Genomic DNA, 16556 nt, shown 5'->3' on the forward strand with positions numbered 1-16556 from the left:
CGTCGGGTGGGCGTCAGAGCAGGGGCGCGACGCGGGTGCGGATGCTCGCCGCGATCGTCTCCGGGTCGGCCGCCGCGTCCACGACGAGGAAGCGGGCGGGCTCGCGCTCGGCCAGGGCGAGGAAGGCGGCCCGCACGCGCGCGTGGAACTCGCCCTTCTCGGCCTCGAGGCGGTCGAACGGCTTGTCGGCGCTGTCGAGGCGGGCGCGGGCAGCGGTCTCGTCGAGGTCGAGCAGGATCGTGAGGTCGGGCAGGAGGTCTTCGACCGCCCAGAGCGACAGCTCGCGGATCTCCTCCGCGTCGAGCACCCGGCCGGCACCCTGGTAGGCGACCGAGGAGTCGAGGTAGCGGTCCTGCACCACGACCTCACCGCGCTCGAGCGCCGGGCGCACCTTCGTGGCGATGTGCTGCGCCCGGTCGGCGGCGTACAGCAGGGCCTCGGCGCGCGGGGTGATGAAGCCGCGGCTGTGCAGCACGATCTCGCGCACCTCGGTGCCGAAGTCGGTGCCACCGGGTTCGCGGGTGCGCACGACGACGCGACCCTGAGCGGTCAGCCACTCCTCGAGGAGGGTCGACTGCGTGGTCTTGCCGGCGCCGTCACCGCCCTCGAGGGTGATGAAGACGCCGCTCACGACGCCGAGGAGCCCGTGCCGGCGGCGGCCTTCGCTGCGGTGGTCTTCGCGGCGGTGGTCTTGGCCGCCGTGGTCTTCGCGGCGGTGGTCTTGGCCGCCGTGGTCTTGGCCGCCGTGGTCTTCGCGGTCGCGGCCTTGGCAGTCGTCGTCTTGGTGGCGGTCGACTTGGCGGCCGTCGACTTGACTGCCGTGGTCTTGGCCGGGGCCTTCTTGACCGCGGGCTTCTTCGCGGCGGGCTTCTTGGCCGCGGCCGCCTTGCTCCGCGGGGCCGCCGGGCCCTTGGCGCGCTTGTCGGCGAGCAGCTGCACCGCGCGCTCGAAGTCGATCTCCTCGACGGTCTCGCCGCGCGGGATCGTGGCGTTCGTCGTGCCGTCGGTGACGTACGGGCCGAAGCGGCCGTCCTTCACGCGGATCGGCTTGCCGCTCTCGGGGTCGGCGTCGAACTCCTTCAGCGCCGACGAGGCCCGGCGGGCTCCGTACTTCGGCTGAGCGAAGAGCTCGAGCGCACCCGGCAGGTCGATCTCGAAGATCAGGTCTTCGCTCTCGAGCGAGCGGGTGTCGGTGCCCTTCTTCAGGTAGGGCCCGAACTTGCCGCCCTGCGCGGTGATCGGCTCGCCCGACTCGGGGTCGTCGCCGACCGTGCGGGGCAGGTCGAGCAGTCGCAGCGCGGTGTCGAGGTCGATGGTCGCGAGATCCATCGACTTGAACAGCGAGGCGGTGCGTGGCTTGGCGGCGGCGGCCTTCTTGGCCGGAGCCTTCTTCGCCGGGGCCTTGGCGGCCGGGGAGGCGGTGGCGGGAGCATCCGTCGTCGAGGCGGCCACCGCATCCGGAGCCGACTCGGGGTCGAGCTCGGTCACATAAGGGCCGAAGCGGCCGTCTTTCGCGACGACCTGCTTGCCGTTCTCGGGGTTGATGCCGATGACGCGGTCGGTGACCACGGGGGCGTCGACGAGCTCGCGGGCCTTCTCGGGCGTGAGCTCGTCGGGCGCGAGCTCCGGCGGCAGGTTGACCCGGCGGGGCGGCGCCTCGACGTCGCCCGAGGGGTCGAGCACCTCGAGGTAGGGGCCGTACTTGCCGATGCGCAGCGTGATGTCATCGGTGATGGTCACCGAGTTCACCGCGCGGGCGTCGATCTCGCCGAGGTTGTCGATGACGCTGCGGAGCCCGGGGTGGCCCTCGCTGCCGAAGTAGAAGCTCTTCAGCCAGTCGACCCGGTCCTCCTCGCCGTCGGCGATCTTGTCGAGGTCGGCCTCGAGCGCGGCGGTGAAGTCGTAGTTCACGAGCTCGGCGAAGAAGTCCTCGAGCAGGCGCACGACCGAGAAGGCCGTCCAGCTCGGAACGAGGGCCTGGCCGCGGGGCGTGACGTAGCCGCGGTCGACGATGGTCGAGATGATCGACGCGTAGGTGGAGGGCCGGCCGATGCCCAGCTCGTCGAGGGCCTTCACGAGGCTGGCCTCGGTGTAGCGCGGCGGCGGCGTGGTGTCGTGGCCGGCGGCGTCGAGGGCGACGGCGGCGAGCGCCTGCCCCTCCTTCAGCACGGGGAGCTTCGCCTCCGTGGGCTCGGCGGCGGCGTTGCGCTCCTCGTCGCGGCCCTCTTCGTAGGCGTGCAGGAAGCCGCGGAACGTGATGACCGTTCCGGAGGCCGAGAACTCGGCGGTGGTGGTGCCGCCCAGCTCGGCGACCTCGACGGGGCCGGCCGTGATGGTGACGGAGGCCGTGGAGCCCTTGGCGTCGGCCATCTGCGACGCGACCGTGCGCTTCCAGATCAGCTCGTACAGGCGGAAGTCGTTGCCGCGGAGCGTGCCCGAGAGCTCGGACGGCGTCTTGAAGACCTCGCCGGCGGGGCGGATGGCCTCGTGGGCCTCCTGTGCGTTCTTGCCCTTGCCGCTGTACAGGCGCGGCTTGTCGGGGATGGTGTCGGCGCCGTAGAGCTTGGTCGCCTGGTTGCGCGCCGCGTTGATGGCCTGCTGCGAGAGCGACGGCGAGTCGGTTCGCATATAGGTGATGTAGCCGTTCTCGTAGAGCGACTGCGCGACGCTCATGGTCTGCCGGGCCGAGAAGCGGAGCTTGCGCGCCGCCTCCTGCTGCAGGGTCGAGGTGGTGAACGGGGCCGCGGGGCGGCGGGTGTACGGCTTGCTCTCGAGTGCGCTGACGCGGATGTCGACGCCGTCGGCCTGCAGGGCGTCCTTCAGGGCGGTGGCGGCGGCCTCGCCGAGCGGCACGGCCTTGCCCTTGAGCGTGCCGGACTCGTCGTAGTCGCGGCCGGAGGCGACGCGGTCGCCGTTCAGCCGCACCAGGCGGGCGTCGAAGGTGTCTTTCTCCGGGGCGCTCTTCGCGGTCTCGCCGGGGGCGAGGGTGGCCGTCAGATCCCAGTAGTTGGCGCTGGTGAAGGCGAGGCGCTCACGCTCGCGGTCGACGACCAGGCGGGTGGCGGCGGACTGCACGCGGCCGGCGGACAGGCCGGGGCCGACCTTGCGCCAGAGCACGGGGCTGACCTCGTAGCCGTAGAGACGGTCGAGGATGCGGCGGGTCTCCTGCGCGTCGACGAGCGCGTCGTCGATCTGGCGGGTGTTGTCGCGGGCGGCCTCGATGGCCTCGCGGGTGATCTCGTGGAAGACCATGCGCTTGACCGGCACCTTGGGCTTCAGCACCTGCAGCAGGTGCCAGGCGATGGCCTCGCCCTCGCGGTCTTCATCAGTGGCGAGGTAGAGCTCGTCGGCCGAGGCGAGTGCCTTCTTCAGCTCGGCGACGGTCTTCTTCTTGGCATCGGAGACGACGTAGTAGGGCTCGAAGCCGTTCTCGACGTCGACGGAGAACTTGCCGAGCGAGCCCTTCTTCAGCTCGGGCGGGAGGTTCTTCGGTTCGACCAGGTCGCGGATGTGACCGACCGAGGCAAGCACATCGAAGCCGTCGCCGAGGTACTGGGCGATCGACTTCACCTTCGTCGGGGACTCGACGATGACGAGCTTTCTCGGGCTGGGCAAGGTTTCTCCTTATATATGCGATCTGTCAGGCACACCATACACACCCGGAACCGGGAGGTGCCTAATCGTGCGGTCGCCGTTGCGGAAACGTCGGTGGGTGCGCGCTGATTCCCTTCTGAGCGGATGTTCGACGGGCGTTGCGCGGGCCCGCGCGGGGTGGACAATGGTTCTCGACCACTTCAATGAGGAAAGGGCATCGCATCATGTCGCCTGTCGACAAAGGCAGTTACACCGCCAAGTTCACCGACGGACCGCTGGAGGGCAAGACCATCCGCACCGACTTCACGGATGCGGGTGAGCCGCACGCGCGGCTGAGCATCCCCGCCGCCACCCGCAGCAAGACCTACCTGTACCGCCGGGCCTCGGGCCTCGAGTACGCCGACTCGGAGCGACCGAGCGCCGTCGACTACCGGTACGTGGAGGCGGTCGTCTCCTCCTGAGCCGCCCCCGGCCTCGCACGGTTCACGATCTCGGGTTCTCGCGAGCTCATGCGTCTGCTCGGGGCGGCGGACCGGCCCGGGCCGACGCGCTGATCGGGAAGGCGAGGACCGTGGTGGCGACCGTCACCTCCGCCACTCCCCCCGCACCCACCACGCAGTCGGTCAGCTCCAGAGCCAGGGCGGCGGCCACCGCTGCGGCGGCGCTGCACGGATCGCCGCCCACTCGCCCCGACGCCGTGTCGGCTGCGGCGAGCGCAGCGGCATCCGCAGCACCGAGCAGCACCTGACGTGCGGCAAGTGCGGTGCCGAACGGCGCGAACGCCACCACGGCGGCCGCCAGAGCGGCCACGACCGCCAGCCCGACGACCGATCCTCCGCCGTTCTCACCCCTGGCGCACGCCAGCGGCTCGCCGATCAGACGCAGTCGACGGCTTCCGGATGCTCGCCGCACCGGCCGAGCGACCAGCACGTCGCTCGCGCCCGCCTTCACCCTCCCCGTCACGGGGCCGGGGCCCGGGTGTCGTCGAGGGCGCAGCCGGTCCCGTCGAACGAGAAGGCCGGACCGGCACCCGCTGACACCGTCGCCGACACGGTGACGCACACCACTGGCCCGGTGCGGTTCACCGCCATCGTTGCCCCGGGCTGGGCAGCCGCCACCCGGGCGTCGGCACTCTCGCCCCGGCCGATCAGCCGCGCGGCGTCGGCAGCCGCATCCGTCAGCCGCACCTGCACCGTGCCCAGCTGCACGAGCCCGAGTCCGGTGAGCAGCACGATGGCGGCGGCCGGCAGGACCATCGCGAACTCCGCCGTCACCGACCCGGTCTCGCCCCGCAGCACCTGTCCCAGCCGCCTTCGGCGCTGCCTGCTCGGGCTGCGGTGGCCTCGGCTCGGGCTGCGGTTGCCTCTGCTCGTGCCGCGGCCTCGCCCGCTGCACGGGTCAGCCCGCCGTGGTGAGTGCACGGTGCACCAGATCGGTCAGCATGCTCTTCACCTCGTCACCGCGCAGGATGACGAGCAGCAATCCCGCGAACCCGACCGCCGCCAGCAGGATGACCGCGTACTCCGCGGTCGCGGCCCCGCTCTCGTCCGCGACGGCCACCCGCAGCCGCCGCACCCACCCCGGCCGCAGGCGGCCTCGCCGCTCGTCGGGCCGGCCTCCGGCCGCGCCCTGATCCAGCGCATCGATGGCGGCGCACAAAGCGCAGTCGGTCTCAGATCTCGTGGTTGTCATGGTGTGTCCTTTCGTTCTGCCGTGGTGGATGGTCGTGGTGCGGCGGCTGATGGCCGCGGCGCTGTGGTGAGTGGGTGAGCACGGCGACTGGAGCAACGGCTCCCCGCGCTGATCGGCGTCGTTACCGGGCGGAGGGGCTCAGAGGAGTGCGGGAGGGAGGGCCGCTAGCAGGAGTGGGGCCACGGCCAGGAGGAGGAAGGAGGGGAGGACGCAGGTTCCGAGGGGGAGCATCAGCCAGACGCCGAGTTCGGCCGTGCGGCGCTGGGTGTGCGCTACGGCTTCTCGGCGGAGTCGGAGGGCCTCCGAGCGGAGGAGCTGCGCCGGGGGTGCTCCGGAGCGCTCCGCCAGGGCGAGCACCTCCGCGAGGACGGTGAGCTGGCCGGACGCTGGTGAGAGCGCCGCCGGCGCGAGGCGCTCGATCGTGGTGGCCGCGAGGGCCCGGGCAGCGGGGAGGGAGCCGCCGCCCGCGACTGCGACGGCGGTGAGATCGAGGAGGAGCCCCGGGGCACGGTCGGCGGGCGCCGCCCGTCGGACCAGGTGACGGCTCCAGAGGGCTCCGACGCCGGTCAGGGCGACCCCGGCGGCGAGGCAGGTGAGGCCGGCCGGGGATCCGAGGAGCACCGGGGCGGTGTCCAGGCCGAGGAGAGAGGCGCCGGCGACGGAGATCACCGGCAGGACCAGCACCAGCCGCGTCGTGGCGACGGGCGAGGCGAGCGCGGCGGAGGTGTCGCGTTCCGCTTGGGCGAGACCGCGGAGAGTGGCGGCGATGTCGTCGAGGCAGCGCGCGAGCGGGGCGCCGGCTGCGGTCGCGACCGACCATGCGGCGGCGAGAACCTGCCACGACTCCTCGGCCGCACGTGTGCGGCTCCCGCCGCCCGAGACGCGAGACGCCCCCCGTGCCGCGCCTGTCGCCGACGCGGCCACCGCGATGGCACCGGGCACCTCCGCGCCTCCGTCGAGACGGCTCACGACCGCCGCGACCCGCGGGTGCGGATCGACCTCGGCGAGGTACCGCCAGGCCTGGCCCGGCGCGACGCCCGCGCCGATCAGCGCCGCCAGACGCTCGACCACGGTCGCGATGCGGTCGGCCTCCGGCGACCGTGCACGACCACGGTCACCCCCGCCACGAGTGGCCGGCGGTGGAATCGAGGCTCGGCCCGTCGAGGACCGCCCTCCGTCACGGCCGCGCCCGGCAGGACCGGGGACAGGAGCTGAGGGGGTCATGGGGTGCGGGGACGGGTAGTGGATGCCGCGGTGGTCGGGCCGGCGGAGGACGGGCCCGCGGCATCCTGGCCAGCCGCGGGCGGGCCGGCGGCATCCTGGCCGGTGGCGGGCGAGCGGGACGCGGATGCGCCAGCGGTGGACGCGCCAGTGACGGACGTGCCGGGGATGGGGACGGGGAGGATCGTGAGATGGCCAGCGGGGGTGAGGGCGAAGCGGCCGAAGCCGTCGAGGGTGCGGCCGGAGGGGGTGCGACGGAGGTGGCAGACAAGGCCGATGGCGCTGACCGTCTGGCGCGCGATGGCGGGGGCGTCGAGGGCGGCCAGAGCCCCCAGTGCCTCGAGGCGGGCGGGGACGTCGACGATGGCGTTCGCATGCAGGGTGCCGGCGCCGCCGTCGTGGCCGGTGTTCAAGGCGGCGAGCAGTTCCCGGATCTCCGCTCCGCGGCACTCGCCCAGCACGAGACGGTCGGGGCGCATGCGGAGCGCCTGACGCACGAGCTCGGCCAGGCCGATTCCGCCGGCGCCCTCGAGGTTCGGCTGGCGCGCCTCGAGCGAGACGACGTGCGGATGCTCGACCCGCAGTTCGGCGACGTCCTCGATCACCACCAGCCGGTCGGTGGGGTCGGCCGAGGCGAGCAGGGCGGCCAGGAGGGTGGTCTTGCCGCTGCCGCCGGCGCCCGTGACGAGGACGTTGACCCGGTCGCGGACGGCCTGCTCGACGAAGGCGCGGCGCGCGAGACCAGCGGGCCCGGCACCGAAGAGGCCGCGGCGGGCCAGGGTGTCGAGGTCGGGACGGGTGGTGCCGGGCACGCGCACGGAGATCGCGGTTCCGCCCGTCGCTATGGGCGGCAGGACGACGTGCACCCGCACGCCCTCCACCTCCACGTCGACGCAGGGAGTGGCCTCGTCGAGGTGTCGTCCGCCGCGGCTGACGAGCCTGACCGCGAACGCGCGGAGGGCGTCTTCACCCGGGCAGGTCCAGTTCGGGTCGCGCTCCGCTCCGCCGCCGCGATCGACCCAGAGTTCGCGGTGGCCGTTGACGAAGAGGTCGGTGACGGCGGGGTCGACGAGGTACGGGGCGAGGGGGCCGAAGATCTCGTCGGAGCGGTGGAGCCGGGCGAGGGTGGTGGTGGTCATGGGGTGACCGTACGAGGGCGGGTGGCCGCGCATCCGCTGGGCAGTGAAGTTGTGCGGTGATGACGGAGAAGAACCGGCTGTGCAGGAGGAGACCGACACCGCAGGCGCGAGGCGGGAGAAACGACGAACGCCCCGGCATTGGGCCAGGGCGTTCGTTAAAAGGAAGGGGCGGCACCCAATGGGGGGAAGGGTGCCGCCGCAGCAACGCTGGATTGGGGGGAATCGCTAGTGCGCTGCATCCGAACTTGACGTTCGGTAACACCGAGTTTACCCACTCGAAACACTTCCACAAACCACTCCAGCGAATTCTCAGTGACCGTGTCGCGGGACCGCGCCGAGGGAGGTTGATCGGGCGTCGGAGGGGTGGACTATCGTCGTAGACGGCAGCCGCCCGCGTGACGGCTCGAACCGTTGGCCTTCGCGAAGGAGCGACACGACACATGGCTGAGAACAGCTCTGACAACATCGACAACCTGATGCACGAGGCCCGGCGGTTCCCGCCGAGCGAGACGTTCGCCGCGGGGGCCGTGGCCACGCGCGAGCTGTACGAGCAGGGTGAGCATCCGGTGGAGTTCTGGGCTGCGCAGGCACGGGAGCTGCTGCACTGGCACAAGCCGTTCACGCCCGAGCGCACCCTCGACTGGAGCGAGCCGCCGTTCGCGAAGTGGTTCGACGACGGCGAGCTGAACGTCGCTTACAACTGCCTCGACCGGCACGTCCTGGCCGGCAACGGCGACCGCGTCGCGCTGCACTGGGAGGGCGAGCCGGGCGACAGCCGCTCCTTCACCTACGCCGAGCTCACCACCGAGGTGAAGAAGGCCGCGAACCTGCTCACCGCGCTCGGGGTGAAGCAGGGCGACCGGGTCGCGATCTACCTCCCCCTGATCCCCGAGGCGGTCATCTCTATGCTCGCGGTGGCCCGTATCGGCGCCGTGCACTCGGTCGTGTTTGGCGGCTTCAGCGCCGAGAGCCTGCGCTCGCGCATCGACGACGCGTCGGCCGTTCTCGTGATCACGGCCGACGGCGGCTACCGCAAGGGCAAGGCGTTCCCCCTGAAGCCGACCGTCGACAAGGCCCTCGAACCTAACGGCGACGGCGAGGAGAGCACGGTGCGGAACGTGCTGGTGGTGCAGCGCACCGAGGGTGACGTCGACTGGCACGCGGGGCGCGACCTGTGGTGGCACGACGAGATCGCCCAGGTCGACACCGAGCACGTCGCGAGGGCGTTCCCGGCCGAGAACCCGCTGTTCATCCTCTACACCTCCGGCACGACCGGGAAGCCCAAGGGAATTCTCCACACCTCCGGCGGCTACCTCACGCAGGTCGCGTTCACCCACAAGGCTGTCTTCGACCTGAAGCCGGAGGAGGACGTGTATTGGTCGACAGCAGACGTGGGGTGGATCACGGGACATTCGTACGTGGTCTACGGGCCGCTCGCCAACGGTGCCACCGAGGTCATCTACGAGGGCACCCCCGACACGCCGCACCCAGGGCGGTGGTGGGAGATCGTCCAGAAGTACAGGGTGTCGATCCTGTACGCCGCGCCCACGGCCATCCGCACGTTCATGAAGCTCGGTCGCCAGATCCCGAAGGAGTTCGACCTGTCGAGCTTGAGGCTTCTCGGCAGCGTCGGGGAACCGATCAACCCCGAGGCGTGGGTCTGGTACCGCGACGTCATCGGCGGCGGCACCACCCCGGTGGTCGACACCTGGTGGCAGACCGAGACCGGCGCGATCATGATCAGCGCCCTGCCCGGGGTCACCACCCTGAAGCCCGGCAGCGCGCAGGTGCCGATCCCGGGCATCGCGATCGACGTGGTCGACGACCGGTTCCGGTCGACCGAGGCCGACCAGGGCGGGCTGCTCGTCATCACCCACCCGTGGCCGAGCATGGCGCGCGGCATCTGGGGCGACCCCGACCGTTTCGTCGAGACCTACTGGTCGAAGTTCGGGCCCACGACCTACTTCGCCGGCGACGGGGCCCGCCGCGACAAAGACGGCGACATCTGGCTGCTCGGCCGCGTCGACGACGTCATGAACGTGTCGGGGCACCGCCTCAGCACCGCCGAGATCGAGTCGGCGCTCGTGTCGCACCCGATGGTGGCCGAGGCCGCCGTCGTGGGCGCCGCCGACGAGACCACCGGGCAGGCGGTCGTCGCCTTCGTCATCACGAGGGCCAGCCAGGCGGATGCCGCGGCGGCCGACGACGCGTCAGCGGTGCTGCGGGCTCACGTCGCCGAGCAGATCGGTGCCATCGCGCGCCCACGCGAGGTGCACATCGTGACCGAGCTGCCGAAGACGCGTTCGGGCAAGATCATGCGCCGGCTGCTGCGGGATGTCGCCGAGGGGCGCGAGATCGGCGACACCACGACACTGGCCGACACCATGGTGATGAGCGTCATCTCGAACACGCTGAAGTAGCGCGACGAGCGCGGCGGGCGGGCGCGGCGGAGAAACGACTCCGCGTCCACCCGCCGCTCGAGCCCGCCGGCGCACCCGCTACGCGAATTCGGCGATGAGCTCCACCTCGACCGGCGAGTCCAGCGGCAGCACGGCGACGCCCACAGCCGAGCGGGCGTGGATGCCCGCGTCGCCGAACACGTCCGCGAGGAACTCCGACGCGCCGTTGATGACGCCCGGCTGCCCGGTGAACGACGGGTCGGAGGCCACGAAGCCCGTGACCTTGACGATGCGCACGACCCGGTCGAGCGAGCCGATCACGCTCTCGACGGCGGCCAGGGCGTTCAGCGCCGCGGTCGCGGCGAAGGCCTTGGCGTCGACGGGCGACACGAGCCCCTCGCCCTCGCCGACCTTGCCGATCGCGGGCAGAGCGCCGCCCACGAACGGCAGCTGACCCGCCGTGAAGACGAGGTTGCCGCTGATCGTGGCGGGGATGTAGGCGCCGGCGGGCGCGGAGACGGTGGGCAGTTCGACGCCGAGTTCGGCGAGACGCGCAGAGGTCTGGGACATGCGACCCACGCTAGCGGAGGCGGGCCGCCAGGTCCCAGGGATACCGGCCCGGCTCAGCCCTGGACGGGCCGCTTCAGGTATGCCACCAGGCCCCCTTCGGGCCCGGTCACGATCTGCACGAGCTCCCATCCTTCGGAGCCCCAGGTGTTGAGGATGCCGGTCGTGTTGTGGATCATCAGAGGTGTCGTCACGTATTCCCAGGCGGGCACGGGCGCCCCTTTCTCGGCTTTTCTCATGGTTGTCGCTTACCCTGGATTCTATGTCTGCCCCTAAAGCCACGGCTAGCGGTGTGGTCGGAGCCATTCTGGGCATCGTCGGTATGAGCGCAATCGCGGGCATCCTGGTGACAGCTATGGTCACGCCTGCACTCGCCGTCACCGGAATCGCCGCGAACAACTCCATCGGGATGTTCGAGAATCTCCCGAGCTACATCAAGCCCGACGCCCTCGCGCAGAAGACCAACATCTACGCGACGAAGGCCGACGGCTCCAACGTCCTGCTGGCGAGCGTGTTCGAGCAGAACCGCGAGGAAGTGGGCTGGGACCAGATCTCCCCCTTCGTCAAGGACGCGGTCGTCGCGGTCGAAGATCCGCGCTTCTACAGCCACGGCGGCGTCGACGTCGCGGCCACCCTGCGTGCCGCCGCCGGCAACGCGCTCGAGACCTCGGCGAGTGGTGCGTCGACGATCTCGATGCAGTACGTGCGCAACATCCAGGTGCAGAAGGCCGAGGCCATCCAGGACGAGGCCGAGCGCGACGCGGCCTACGAAGAGGCCACGAAGACGAGCATCGACCGCAAGCTCAAGGAGATCAAGCTCGCGATCGGCCTCGAGAAGGAGTTCTCGAAGGACGACATCCTCCTCGGCTACCTCAACATCGCCCCGTTCGGCGGCCGTGTCTACGGCATCCAGTCGGCGGCCCAGTACTACTTCGGCGTCAACGCCACCGACCTCTCGGTCGCCCAGGCCGCGAGCCTGATCGCCACCGTGAACGCGCCGAACGACCTGCGCATCGACGAGCCCGACAACGTGGCCGACAACCAGGCGCGCCGCGACAAGGACGTGCTGCCCGCGATGCTCAAGGAGCACAAGATCACGCAGGCGCAGTACGACGAGGCGATCGCCACGCCCGTGACGCCGAACATCCAGATCCAGTCCACCGGCTGCCAGACCGCGAACGAGATCAGCGCCGGTTTCTTCTGCGACTACATCACGCGCATCGTGAAGAACGACGCGGCGTTCGGCCCCGACGAGGACTCGCGCTGGAACAACTTCAAGACCGGCGGCTACGACATCTACACCACGCTCGACCTCGACCTGCAGGCTGCGGGCGCGGCGGCGATGAACGCCTACGTGCCGAAGGCGGGTTCCGGCTTCGACCTGGGTTCCTCGCTCGTCACCGTGCAGCCCGGCACCGGCAAGGTGCTCGCCATGGTGCAGAACAAGGACTTCAGCGACGACCCCGAGGTGACCGCCACCAACGAAGGCGCCTCGGCGATCAACTACGCGACCGACTACGCCTACGGCGGGTCGACCGGCTTCCAGGTGGGCTCGACCTACAAGATCTTCACCCTCGCCGAATGGCTGAAGACGGGCCACTCGCTCGGTGACGTCGTCAACGGAAACCCGGGCACACTCAACCTGGCGCAGTTCCGCGACAGCTGCACCGGCGGCAACGGCGGCACCTACTCCGTGAAGAACGACGGTGGCGCCGCCCCCGGCAACGTCACCGTCTCGAAGGCCACGGCCGACTCGGTGAACCTCGCGTTCCTCCGCATGGCGCAGAAGCTCGACCAGTGCGAGATCCGCAAGACGGCCGAGGCGTTCGGTGTGCACCGTGCCGACGGCGGCCCGCTGGGCGAGAATCCCGCCGACGTGCTGGGCACCAACGAGATCGCTCCGCTGACCATGGCCGCCGCGTTCGCCGCGGTCGCCAACGAGGGCACCTACTGTTCCCCGGTGGCAATCGAGCGCATCGTCGACGCCTCGGGCAACGACGTGCCCGCGCCGCAGACCACCTGCAGCCAGGCCGTCGACCCGAGCATCGCCGCGGCGATGACGACCGCGCTCCAGGGCGTCATCAACGGAGGTACGGCCACCGCCTCGAACCCGAACGACGGCATCCCGCACTTCGGCAAGACCGGCACCACCGACTCCGAGAAGGACACCTGGTTCGTCGGTGCGAGCACCGAGCTCGCCACCGCCGTGTGGGTGGGCAACGTGGTCGGCACGGTCTCCATCCGCAACACCGACATCATGGGCCAGGGCGGCGGCAACGTGCGCCACTCCGTCTGGAAGCAGTACATGACGGATGCCGACGGCAAGTACGGTGGCACCGCGTTCCCGACGGCTCAGTCGTCCCTGGTCAACGGCGTGAAGGTGACCATCCCGAACGTCGCCGGCATGTCGATCGACGCCGCCCAGGACGCCATCACGAGTGCCGGCTTCGACTTCCAGGACGGCGGCCAGATCGACTCGACCCGAGCCGCCGGCGTGGTCGACTCGACATCGCCCTCGGGAAGCGCCACCAAGGGGTCGACCGTGCAGGTGTTCACCTCCAACGGGCAGCTGCGCACGGTTCCGAACCTCGTCGGACTCAGCCCCGAGGCGGCGAAGAGCGCCATCACGGGCGCTGGGATCGGCGCTGGGCAGATCGTCTTCGACGGTCCGTCCTCCGGCAACGCGAAGGTGACCGCGAGCAACCCGGCGGCCGGCGAGCCGATCCGCGCGGGCTCCGACAAGCTCCGCGTCACGACGAAGGGCTGACCCCGGTGACCGCTCTACCGCGGGCCGCCGCGACCGCCCTCGGCGTGGTCGCGGCGGCCGGCGCCGGAGCCCTCGCGTACGGTTCGCTGATCGAACGCAACCGGTTCACGCTGCGCACGGCGACCGTCGAGGTGCTGCCTGCGGGCGCCGACGACATCCGCGTGCTGCACCTCTCCGACCTGCACATGGCGCCGTGGCAGACGCACAAGCAGGAGTGGGTGCGCGAACTCGCCCGGCTGAAGCCCGACCTGGTCGTCGACACGGGCGACAACCTCGGTCACCGGGACGGGCTGTCGGGCATCCGCTCGGCTCTGGCGGTGTTCGCGGATGTGCCCGGCGTCTACGTGAACGGTTCGAACGACTACTTCGGCCCCTCGCCGAAGAACCCGCTCCGGTACTTCACGGGTCCGTCGAAGCACGCCCACTCCTCGGAGCGGCTCGACACGGCCGCGCTCGAGGGCTTCTTCGACTCGCTCGGCTGGAAGAACCTCAACAACCGGGCCGTCACCACCGAGGTGAACGGCACGATCATCGACTTCTTCGGCGTCGACGACCCGCATCGCCGCTTCGACAAGCTCGAGCGCATCCCCGGAGCTCTCGACGAGCTGCGGGAGAACGACGACCGGGGCCCGCGCGTCTCGATCGGCGTCGCGCACGCGCCGTACCAGTACGTGCTCAACTCGTTCGTCACCCACGGTGCCGAGGTGATCTTCGCCGGCCACACGCACGGCGGCCAGGTCTGCGTGCCCGGGTTCGGCGCGCTGGTGACGAACTGCGACATCCCCCGCGATCAGGTGAAGGGGCTGAGCCTGTGGCGGCATGGGTTCCACTCGGCCCACCTGAACGTCTCGGCGGGGCTCGGCACCTCGATCTACGCGCCGGTGCGGTTCGCCTGCCCTCCCGAGGCCACCCTGCTGACGCTGACGGCCCGCGCACGCTGAGCGGAACGGGCCCGGCCGATGCCTCGACCGGGGCGAGTGGTCTCACACCGCTGGAAAATCGGCTATCCTTGTTGAGTTCCAACCGCGCTCGCGTGGTGGTGAATTCGGGGTGTGGCGCAGCTTGGTAGCGCGCCTCGTTCGGGACGAGGAGGTCGTGGGTTCGAATCCCGCTACCCCGACACATCAGAAACCGGTCAGAGTTCCCACGCTCTGGCCGGTTTCGTGGTTATCCTCTTCTCAACCGGGCACCCCGACCCGGGCTCGAAGGGAATCACCGTGGATTTCATCGCTATCGCCGCACTCGCGGCCACAGGCTGGGTGGTGGGCGCCACCGCCATCGCTCTCGCCGTCGGCCGCTCCATCAAGCTCCGCGACCAGTCGGACTGGACCTTCTCGGCCAGACCCGTGCTGAGCCGCCGCCGCTAGCCGCTCTCGTGGGCGCTCGGACCCCTGAGATCTCTCAGTGGTGCCCGAGCCGCCCGTGCGACTCCTCGAGGTAGCACGCCCCGCAGAGCGACTCGTAGGTGACGTCCTCACCGTCGATCGCCACCTGCGCCCCGTCGAACACGTAGCGCCCGCCGATCGCTCGCGCATTGAAGATGGCCTTGCGCCCGCAGCGGCAGATGGTCTTCAGCTCCTCCAGGCTGTGCGCCACCTCGAGCAGACGGATGCTCCCCGGGAACCCCTCCGTCTGGAAATCGCTGCGGATGCCGTACGCCAGCACCGGCACCCCGTCGAGGATGGCGATGCGAAGCAGGTCGTCGACCTGGCCGGGGGTGAGGAACTGCGCCTCGTCGACCAGCAGGCAGCTCACGTCGACGCCGGTCTCGCGCACGACCTCGTCGCGGCGGCTCTGGAACTCGACCCGCACCTCGGTGTCGGGCGCGATCAGGAAGTCGGCGTCGCGCGTGACGCCGAGGCGCGAGACGATCTGCAGATCGCCCTTGGTGTCGACGGCGGGCTTCGCGATCAGCACCTGCTGACCGCGCTCCTCGTAGTTGTAGGCGGCCTGCAGCATCGCGGTGCTCTTGCCGCTGTTCATCGCCCCGAACCGGAAATACAGTTTCGCCACCCGAACACCCTATGCCCCGCCACGACCGCCCCGTCAGAACAGCGTCGGCTGCCCCGCCGGCAGCAGCGCCGGCGCCGCGGCCCCGTCGACCTGCCCGTCCGACTGCGCACCCGCGCCGAAGCTCCCCCATTGCAGCACTCCGTCGTCCGCCCCCGGCGGCAGCACCCCGCCCGTGGCCCGTGACAGCCGCCCGCTGCCGACGCCGTGCCGCCGCACGATCGGCCGGATGCGGTCGGCCAGCCAGTCGCGGTACTCCTTCGGCGCGTAGCTCCCGCGGGAGTAGAGCTTCGCGTAGGGGGCGATGAGCTCCGGATGCTCCCGCTGCAGCCACCCGGTGTACCACTCCCGCACGCCGGGCTTGAGGCAGAGCGCCGAGTACACGACGCTCGAGGCGCCCGCCTGGGCGGCGAGCGACACGGCGTGCTCGAGGTGCTCGACGGTATCGGTGAGGAAGGGCAGCACGGGCATCAGGAAGACCTGGCAGTCGAGCCCCTTCTCGCGCACGGCGGTGACCGTGGCGAGCCGCGCCTTGGTGCTCGGGGTGCCCGGCTCCATGGACTGCTGCAGCTCGTCGTCGTAGATCGCGATCGACATGGCGAGGCTGACCGGCACGACCCGGGACGCGTCGGCGATGAGGTCGAGGTCGCGCCGCATCAACGAGCCCTTGGTGAGGATGGAGAACGGGGTGCCCGACTCGGCGAGCGACCGGATGATCGACGGCATCAGCGCGTAGCGCCCCTCGGCCCGCTGGTAGGGATCGGTGTTGGTGCCGAGGGCGACCGGGTGGTGGCACCACGACTTCTTGCCCAGCTCCTTGGCGAGCACCTCGCCCACGTTGACCTTCACGATGATCTGCCGGTCGAAGTCGTCACCGGCGTCGAGGTCGAGGTAGCCGTGGGTGGGGCGGGCGAAGCAGTACACGCAGGCGTGCGAACAGCCGCGATAGGGGTTCACCGTCCACGCGAACGGAAGGGACTTGCTCGTACCGGGCACGTGATTCAGCGCGCTCTTGGCGAGCACCTCATGGAAGGTGATGCCCGCGAACTCGGGTGTCTGCACCGAGCGCACGAGGTTGCTCAGCCGGGCGAGCCCGGGCAGGGCGGCCGGCGCTTCGGATGAGAGGGCCTGACCTGTCCAGCGCATGCCGACATTCGAACACATATT

Annotated in this window: 16 protein-coding genes and 1 tRNA gene; 6 read left to right on the top strand and 11 right to left on the bottom strand. The window is 70.6% G+C overall.

What is annotated here, in order from left to right; translation table 11 throughout:
• Positions 1–13 precede the first annotated feature (13 nt).
• Both tmk and topA read right to left on the bottom strand, forming a co-directional pair.
• Positions 14–631: a dTMP kinase gene (gene tmk, locus BJ984_RS18190; RefSeq protein WP_179549208.1), complete on the bottom strand. Its 618-nt coding sequence runs from the start codon at positions 629–631 to the stop codon at positions 14–16.
• On the bottom strand, positions 628–3615 hold the full coding sequence (topA, locus tag BJ984_RS18195) for a type I DNA topoisomerase (protein ID WP_179549209.1): 2988 nt from the start codon (positions 3613–3615) through the stop codon (positions 628–630). The genes tmk and topA overlap by 4 nt, the downstream gene beginning before the upstream one ends.
• A 203-nt stretch (positions 3616–3818) precedes the next feature.
• Here topA and BJ984_RS18200 point away from each other — a divergent pair, with 203 nt between their 5' ends.
• The gene (locus BJ984_RS18200) at positions 3819–4055 is read left to right on the top strand and encodes a hypothetical protein (RefSeq protein ID WP_173182817.1); all 237 of its coding nucleotides are present in this window, start codon (positions 3819–3821) and stop codon (positions 4053–4055) included.
• Positions 4056–4101: 46 nt separating this feature from the next.
• Here BJ984_RS18200 and BJ984_RS18205 read toward each other — a convergent pair whose 3' ends face one another.
• The 5 genes from BJ984_RS18205 to BJ984_RS18225 form a co-directional block, all read right to left on the bottom strand.
• The gene (locus BJ984_RS18205; protein WP_271206321.1) at positions 4102–4545 is read right to left on the bottom strand and encodes an Rv3654c family TadE-like protein; all 444 of its coding nucleotides are present in this window, start codon (positions 4543–4545) and stop codon (positions 4102–4104) included.
• An 8-nt stretch (positions 4546–4553) separates the two neighbouring features.
• The gene (locus BJ984_RS18210; protein ID WP_179549210.1) at positions 4554–4892 is read right to left on the bottom strand and encodes a TadE family type IV pilus minor pilin; all 339 of its coding nucleotides are present in this window, start codon (positions 4890–4892) and stop codon (positions 4554–4556) included.
• Positions 4893–4992: 100 nt separating this feature from the next.
• On the bottom strand, positions 4993–5286 hold the full coding sequence (locus BJ984_RS18215; protein ID WP_179549211.1) for a DUF4244 domain-containing protein: 294 nt from the start codon (positions 5284–5286) through the stop codon (positions 4993–4995).
• A gap of 138 nt (positions 5287–5424) precedes the next feature.
• Positions 5425–6357 carry a type II secretion system F family protein gene (locus BJ984_RS18220; protein ID WP_179549212.1) on the bottom strand — a complete coding sequence of 311 codons (933 nt, stop codon included), beginning with the start codon at positions 6355–6357 and terminating at the stop codon, positions 5425–5427.
• A 149-nt stretch (positions 6358–6506) separates the two neighbouring features.
• Positions 6507–7745 (bottom strand): TadA family conjugal transfer-associated ATPase, encoded by a 1239-nt coding sequence (locus tag BJ984_RS18225; RefSeq protein WP_373877380.1) that lies wholly within the window; start codon positions 7743–7745, stop codon positions 6507–6509.
• A 341-nt stretch (positions 7746–8086) separates the two neighbouring features.
• Here BJ984_RS18225 and acs point away from each other — a divergent pair, with 341 nt between their 5' ends.
• A complete protein-coding gene (gene acs / locus BJ984_RS18230; RefSeq protein ID WP_179549213.1) occupies positions 8087–10066 on the top strand; it encodes an acetate--CoA ligase in 1980 nt (659 codons plus the stop codon).
• 78 nt (positions 10067–10144) lie between these two features.
• Here acs and BJ984_RS18235 read toward each other — a convergent pair whose 3' ends face one another.
• Both BJ984_RS18235 and BJ984_RS18240 read right to left on the bottom strand, forming a co-directional pair.
• Positions 10145–10615 carry a RidA family protein gene (locus BJ984_RS18235; protein WP_173182812.1) on the bottom strand — a complete coding sequence of 157 codons (471 nt, stop codon included), beginning with the start codon at positions 10613–10615 and terminating at the stop codon, positions 10145–10147.
• Between the two features lie 53 nt (positions 10616–10668).
• A complete protein-coding gene (locus BJ984_RS18240) occupies positions 10669–10824 on the bottom strand; it encodes a Sp36 family protein (protein ID WP_173182811.1) in 156 nt (51 codons plus the stop codon).
• A 110-nt stretch (positions 10825–10934) separates the two neighbouring features.
• Here BJ984_RS18240 and BJ984_RS18245 point away from each other — a divergent pair, with 110 nt between their 5' ends.
• The 4 genes from BJ984_RS18245 (at position 10935) to BJ984_RS18260 (ending at position 14746) form a co-directional block, all read left to right on the top strand.
• On the top strand, positions 10935–13379 hold the full coding sequence (locus tag BJ984_RS18245; RefSeq protein WP_179549214.1) for a transglycosylase domain-containing protein: 2445 nt from the start codon (positions 10935–10937) through the stop codon (positions 13377–13379).
• A gap of 5 nt (positions 13380–13384) precedes the next feature.
• Positions 13385–14320 carry a metallophosphoesterase gene (locus BJ984_RS18250; RefSeq protein ID WP_179549215.1) on the top strand — a complete coding sequence of 312 codons (936 nt, stop codon included), beginning with the start codon at positions 13385–13387 and terminating at the stop codon, positions 14318–14320.
• 105 nt (positions 14321–14425) lie between these two features.
• Positions 14426–14499: transfer RNA gene (locus tag BJ984_RS18255), tRNA-Pro, on the top strand.
• Positions 14500–14596: 97 nt separating this feature from the next.
• On the top strand, positions 14597–14746 hold the full coding sequence (locus BJ984_RS18260) for a hypothetical protein (RefSeq protein ID WP_173182808.1): 150 nt from the start codon (positions 14597–14599) through the stop codon (positions 14744–14746).
• A 34-nt stretch (positions 14747–14780) separates the two neighbouring features.
• Here the strand turns inward: BJ984_RS18260 and BJ984_RS18265 are convergent, their stop codons facing one another.
• Both BJ984_RS18265 and BJ984_RS18270 read right to left on the bottom strand, forming a co-directional pair.
• Complete coding sequence (locus BJ984_RS18265; protein ID WP_179549216.1) at positions 14781–15392, bottom strand: thymidine kinase; 612 nt, start codon at positions 15390–15392, stop codon at positions 14781–14783.
• Positions 15393–15425: 33 nt separating this feature from the next.
• Positions 15426–16535, bottom strand: a complete 1110-nt coding sequence (locus tag BJ984_RS18270) for an Rv2578c family radical SAM protein (protein WP_179549217.1) — start codon at positions 16533–16535, stop codon at positions 15426–15428.
• Positions 16536–16556 lie beyond the last annotated feature (21 nt).

The sequence above is a fragment of the Herbiconiux flava genome, from assembly GCF_013409865.1.
Taxonomy (GTDB): Bacteria; Actinomycetota; Actinomycetes; order Actinomycetales; family Microbacteriaceae; genus Herbiconiux; species Herbiconiux flava.

What these genes read in the sequence shown, in the direction of transcription:
- BJ984_RS18245 (WP_179549214.1), top strand. Translation starts at nt 10,935, where the DNA reads ATGAGCGCAATCGCGGGCATCCTGGTGACAGCTATGGTCACGCCTGCA.
- BJ984_RS18270 (WP_179549217.1), bottom strand. Translation starts at nt 16,535, where the DNA reads ATGCGCTGGACAGGTCAGGCCCTCTCATCCGAAGCGCCGGCCGCCCTG.
- BJ984_RS18215 (WP_179549211.1), bottom strand. Translation starts at nt 5,286, where the DNA reads ATGACAACCACGAGATCTGAGACCGACTGCGCTTTGTGCGCCGCCATC.
- BJ984_RS18235 (WP_173182812.1), bottom strand. Translation starts at nt 10,615, where the DNA reads ATGTCCCAGACCTCTGCGCGTCTCGCCGAACTCGGCGTCGAACTGCCC.
- acs (WP_179549213.1), top strand. Translation starts at nt 8,087, where the DNA reads ATGGCTGAGAACAGCTCTGACAACATCGACAACCTGATGCACGAGGCC.
- BJ984_RS18200 (WP_173182817.1), top strand. Translation starts at nt 3,819, where the DNA reads ATGTCGCCTGTCGACAAAGGCAGTTACACCGCCAAGTTCACCGACGGA.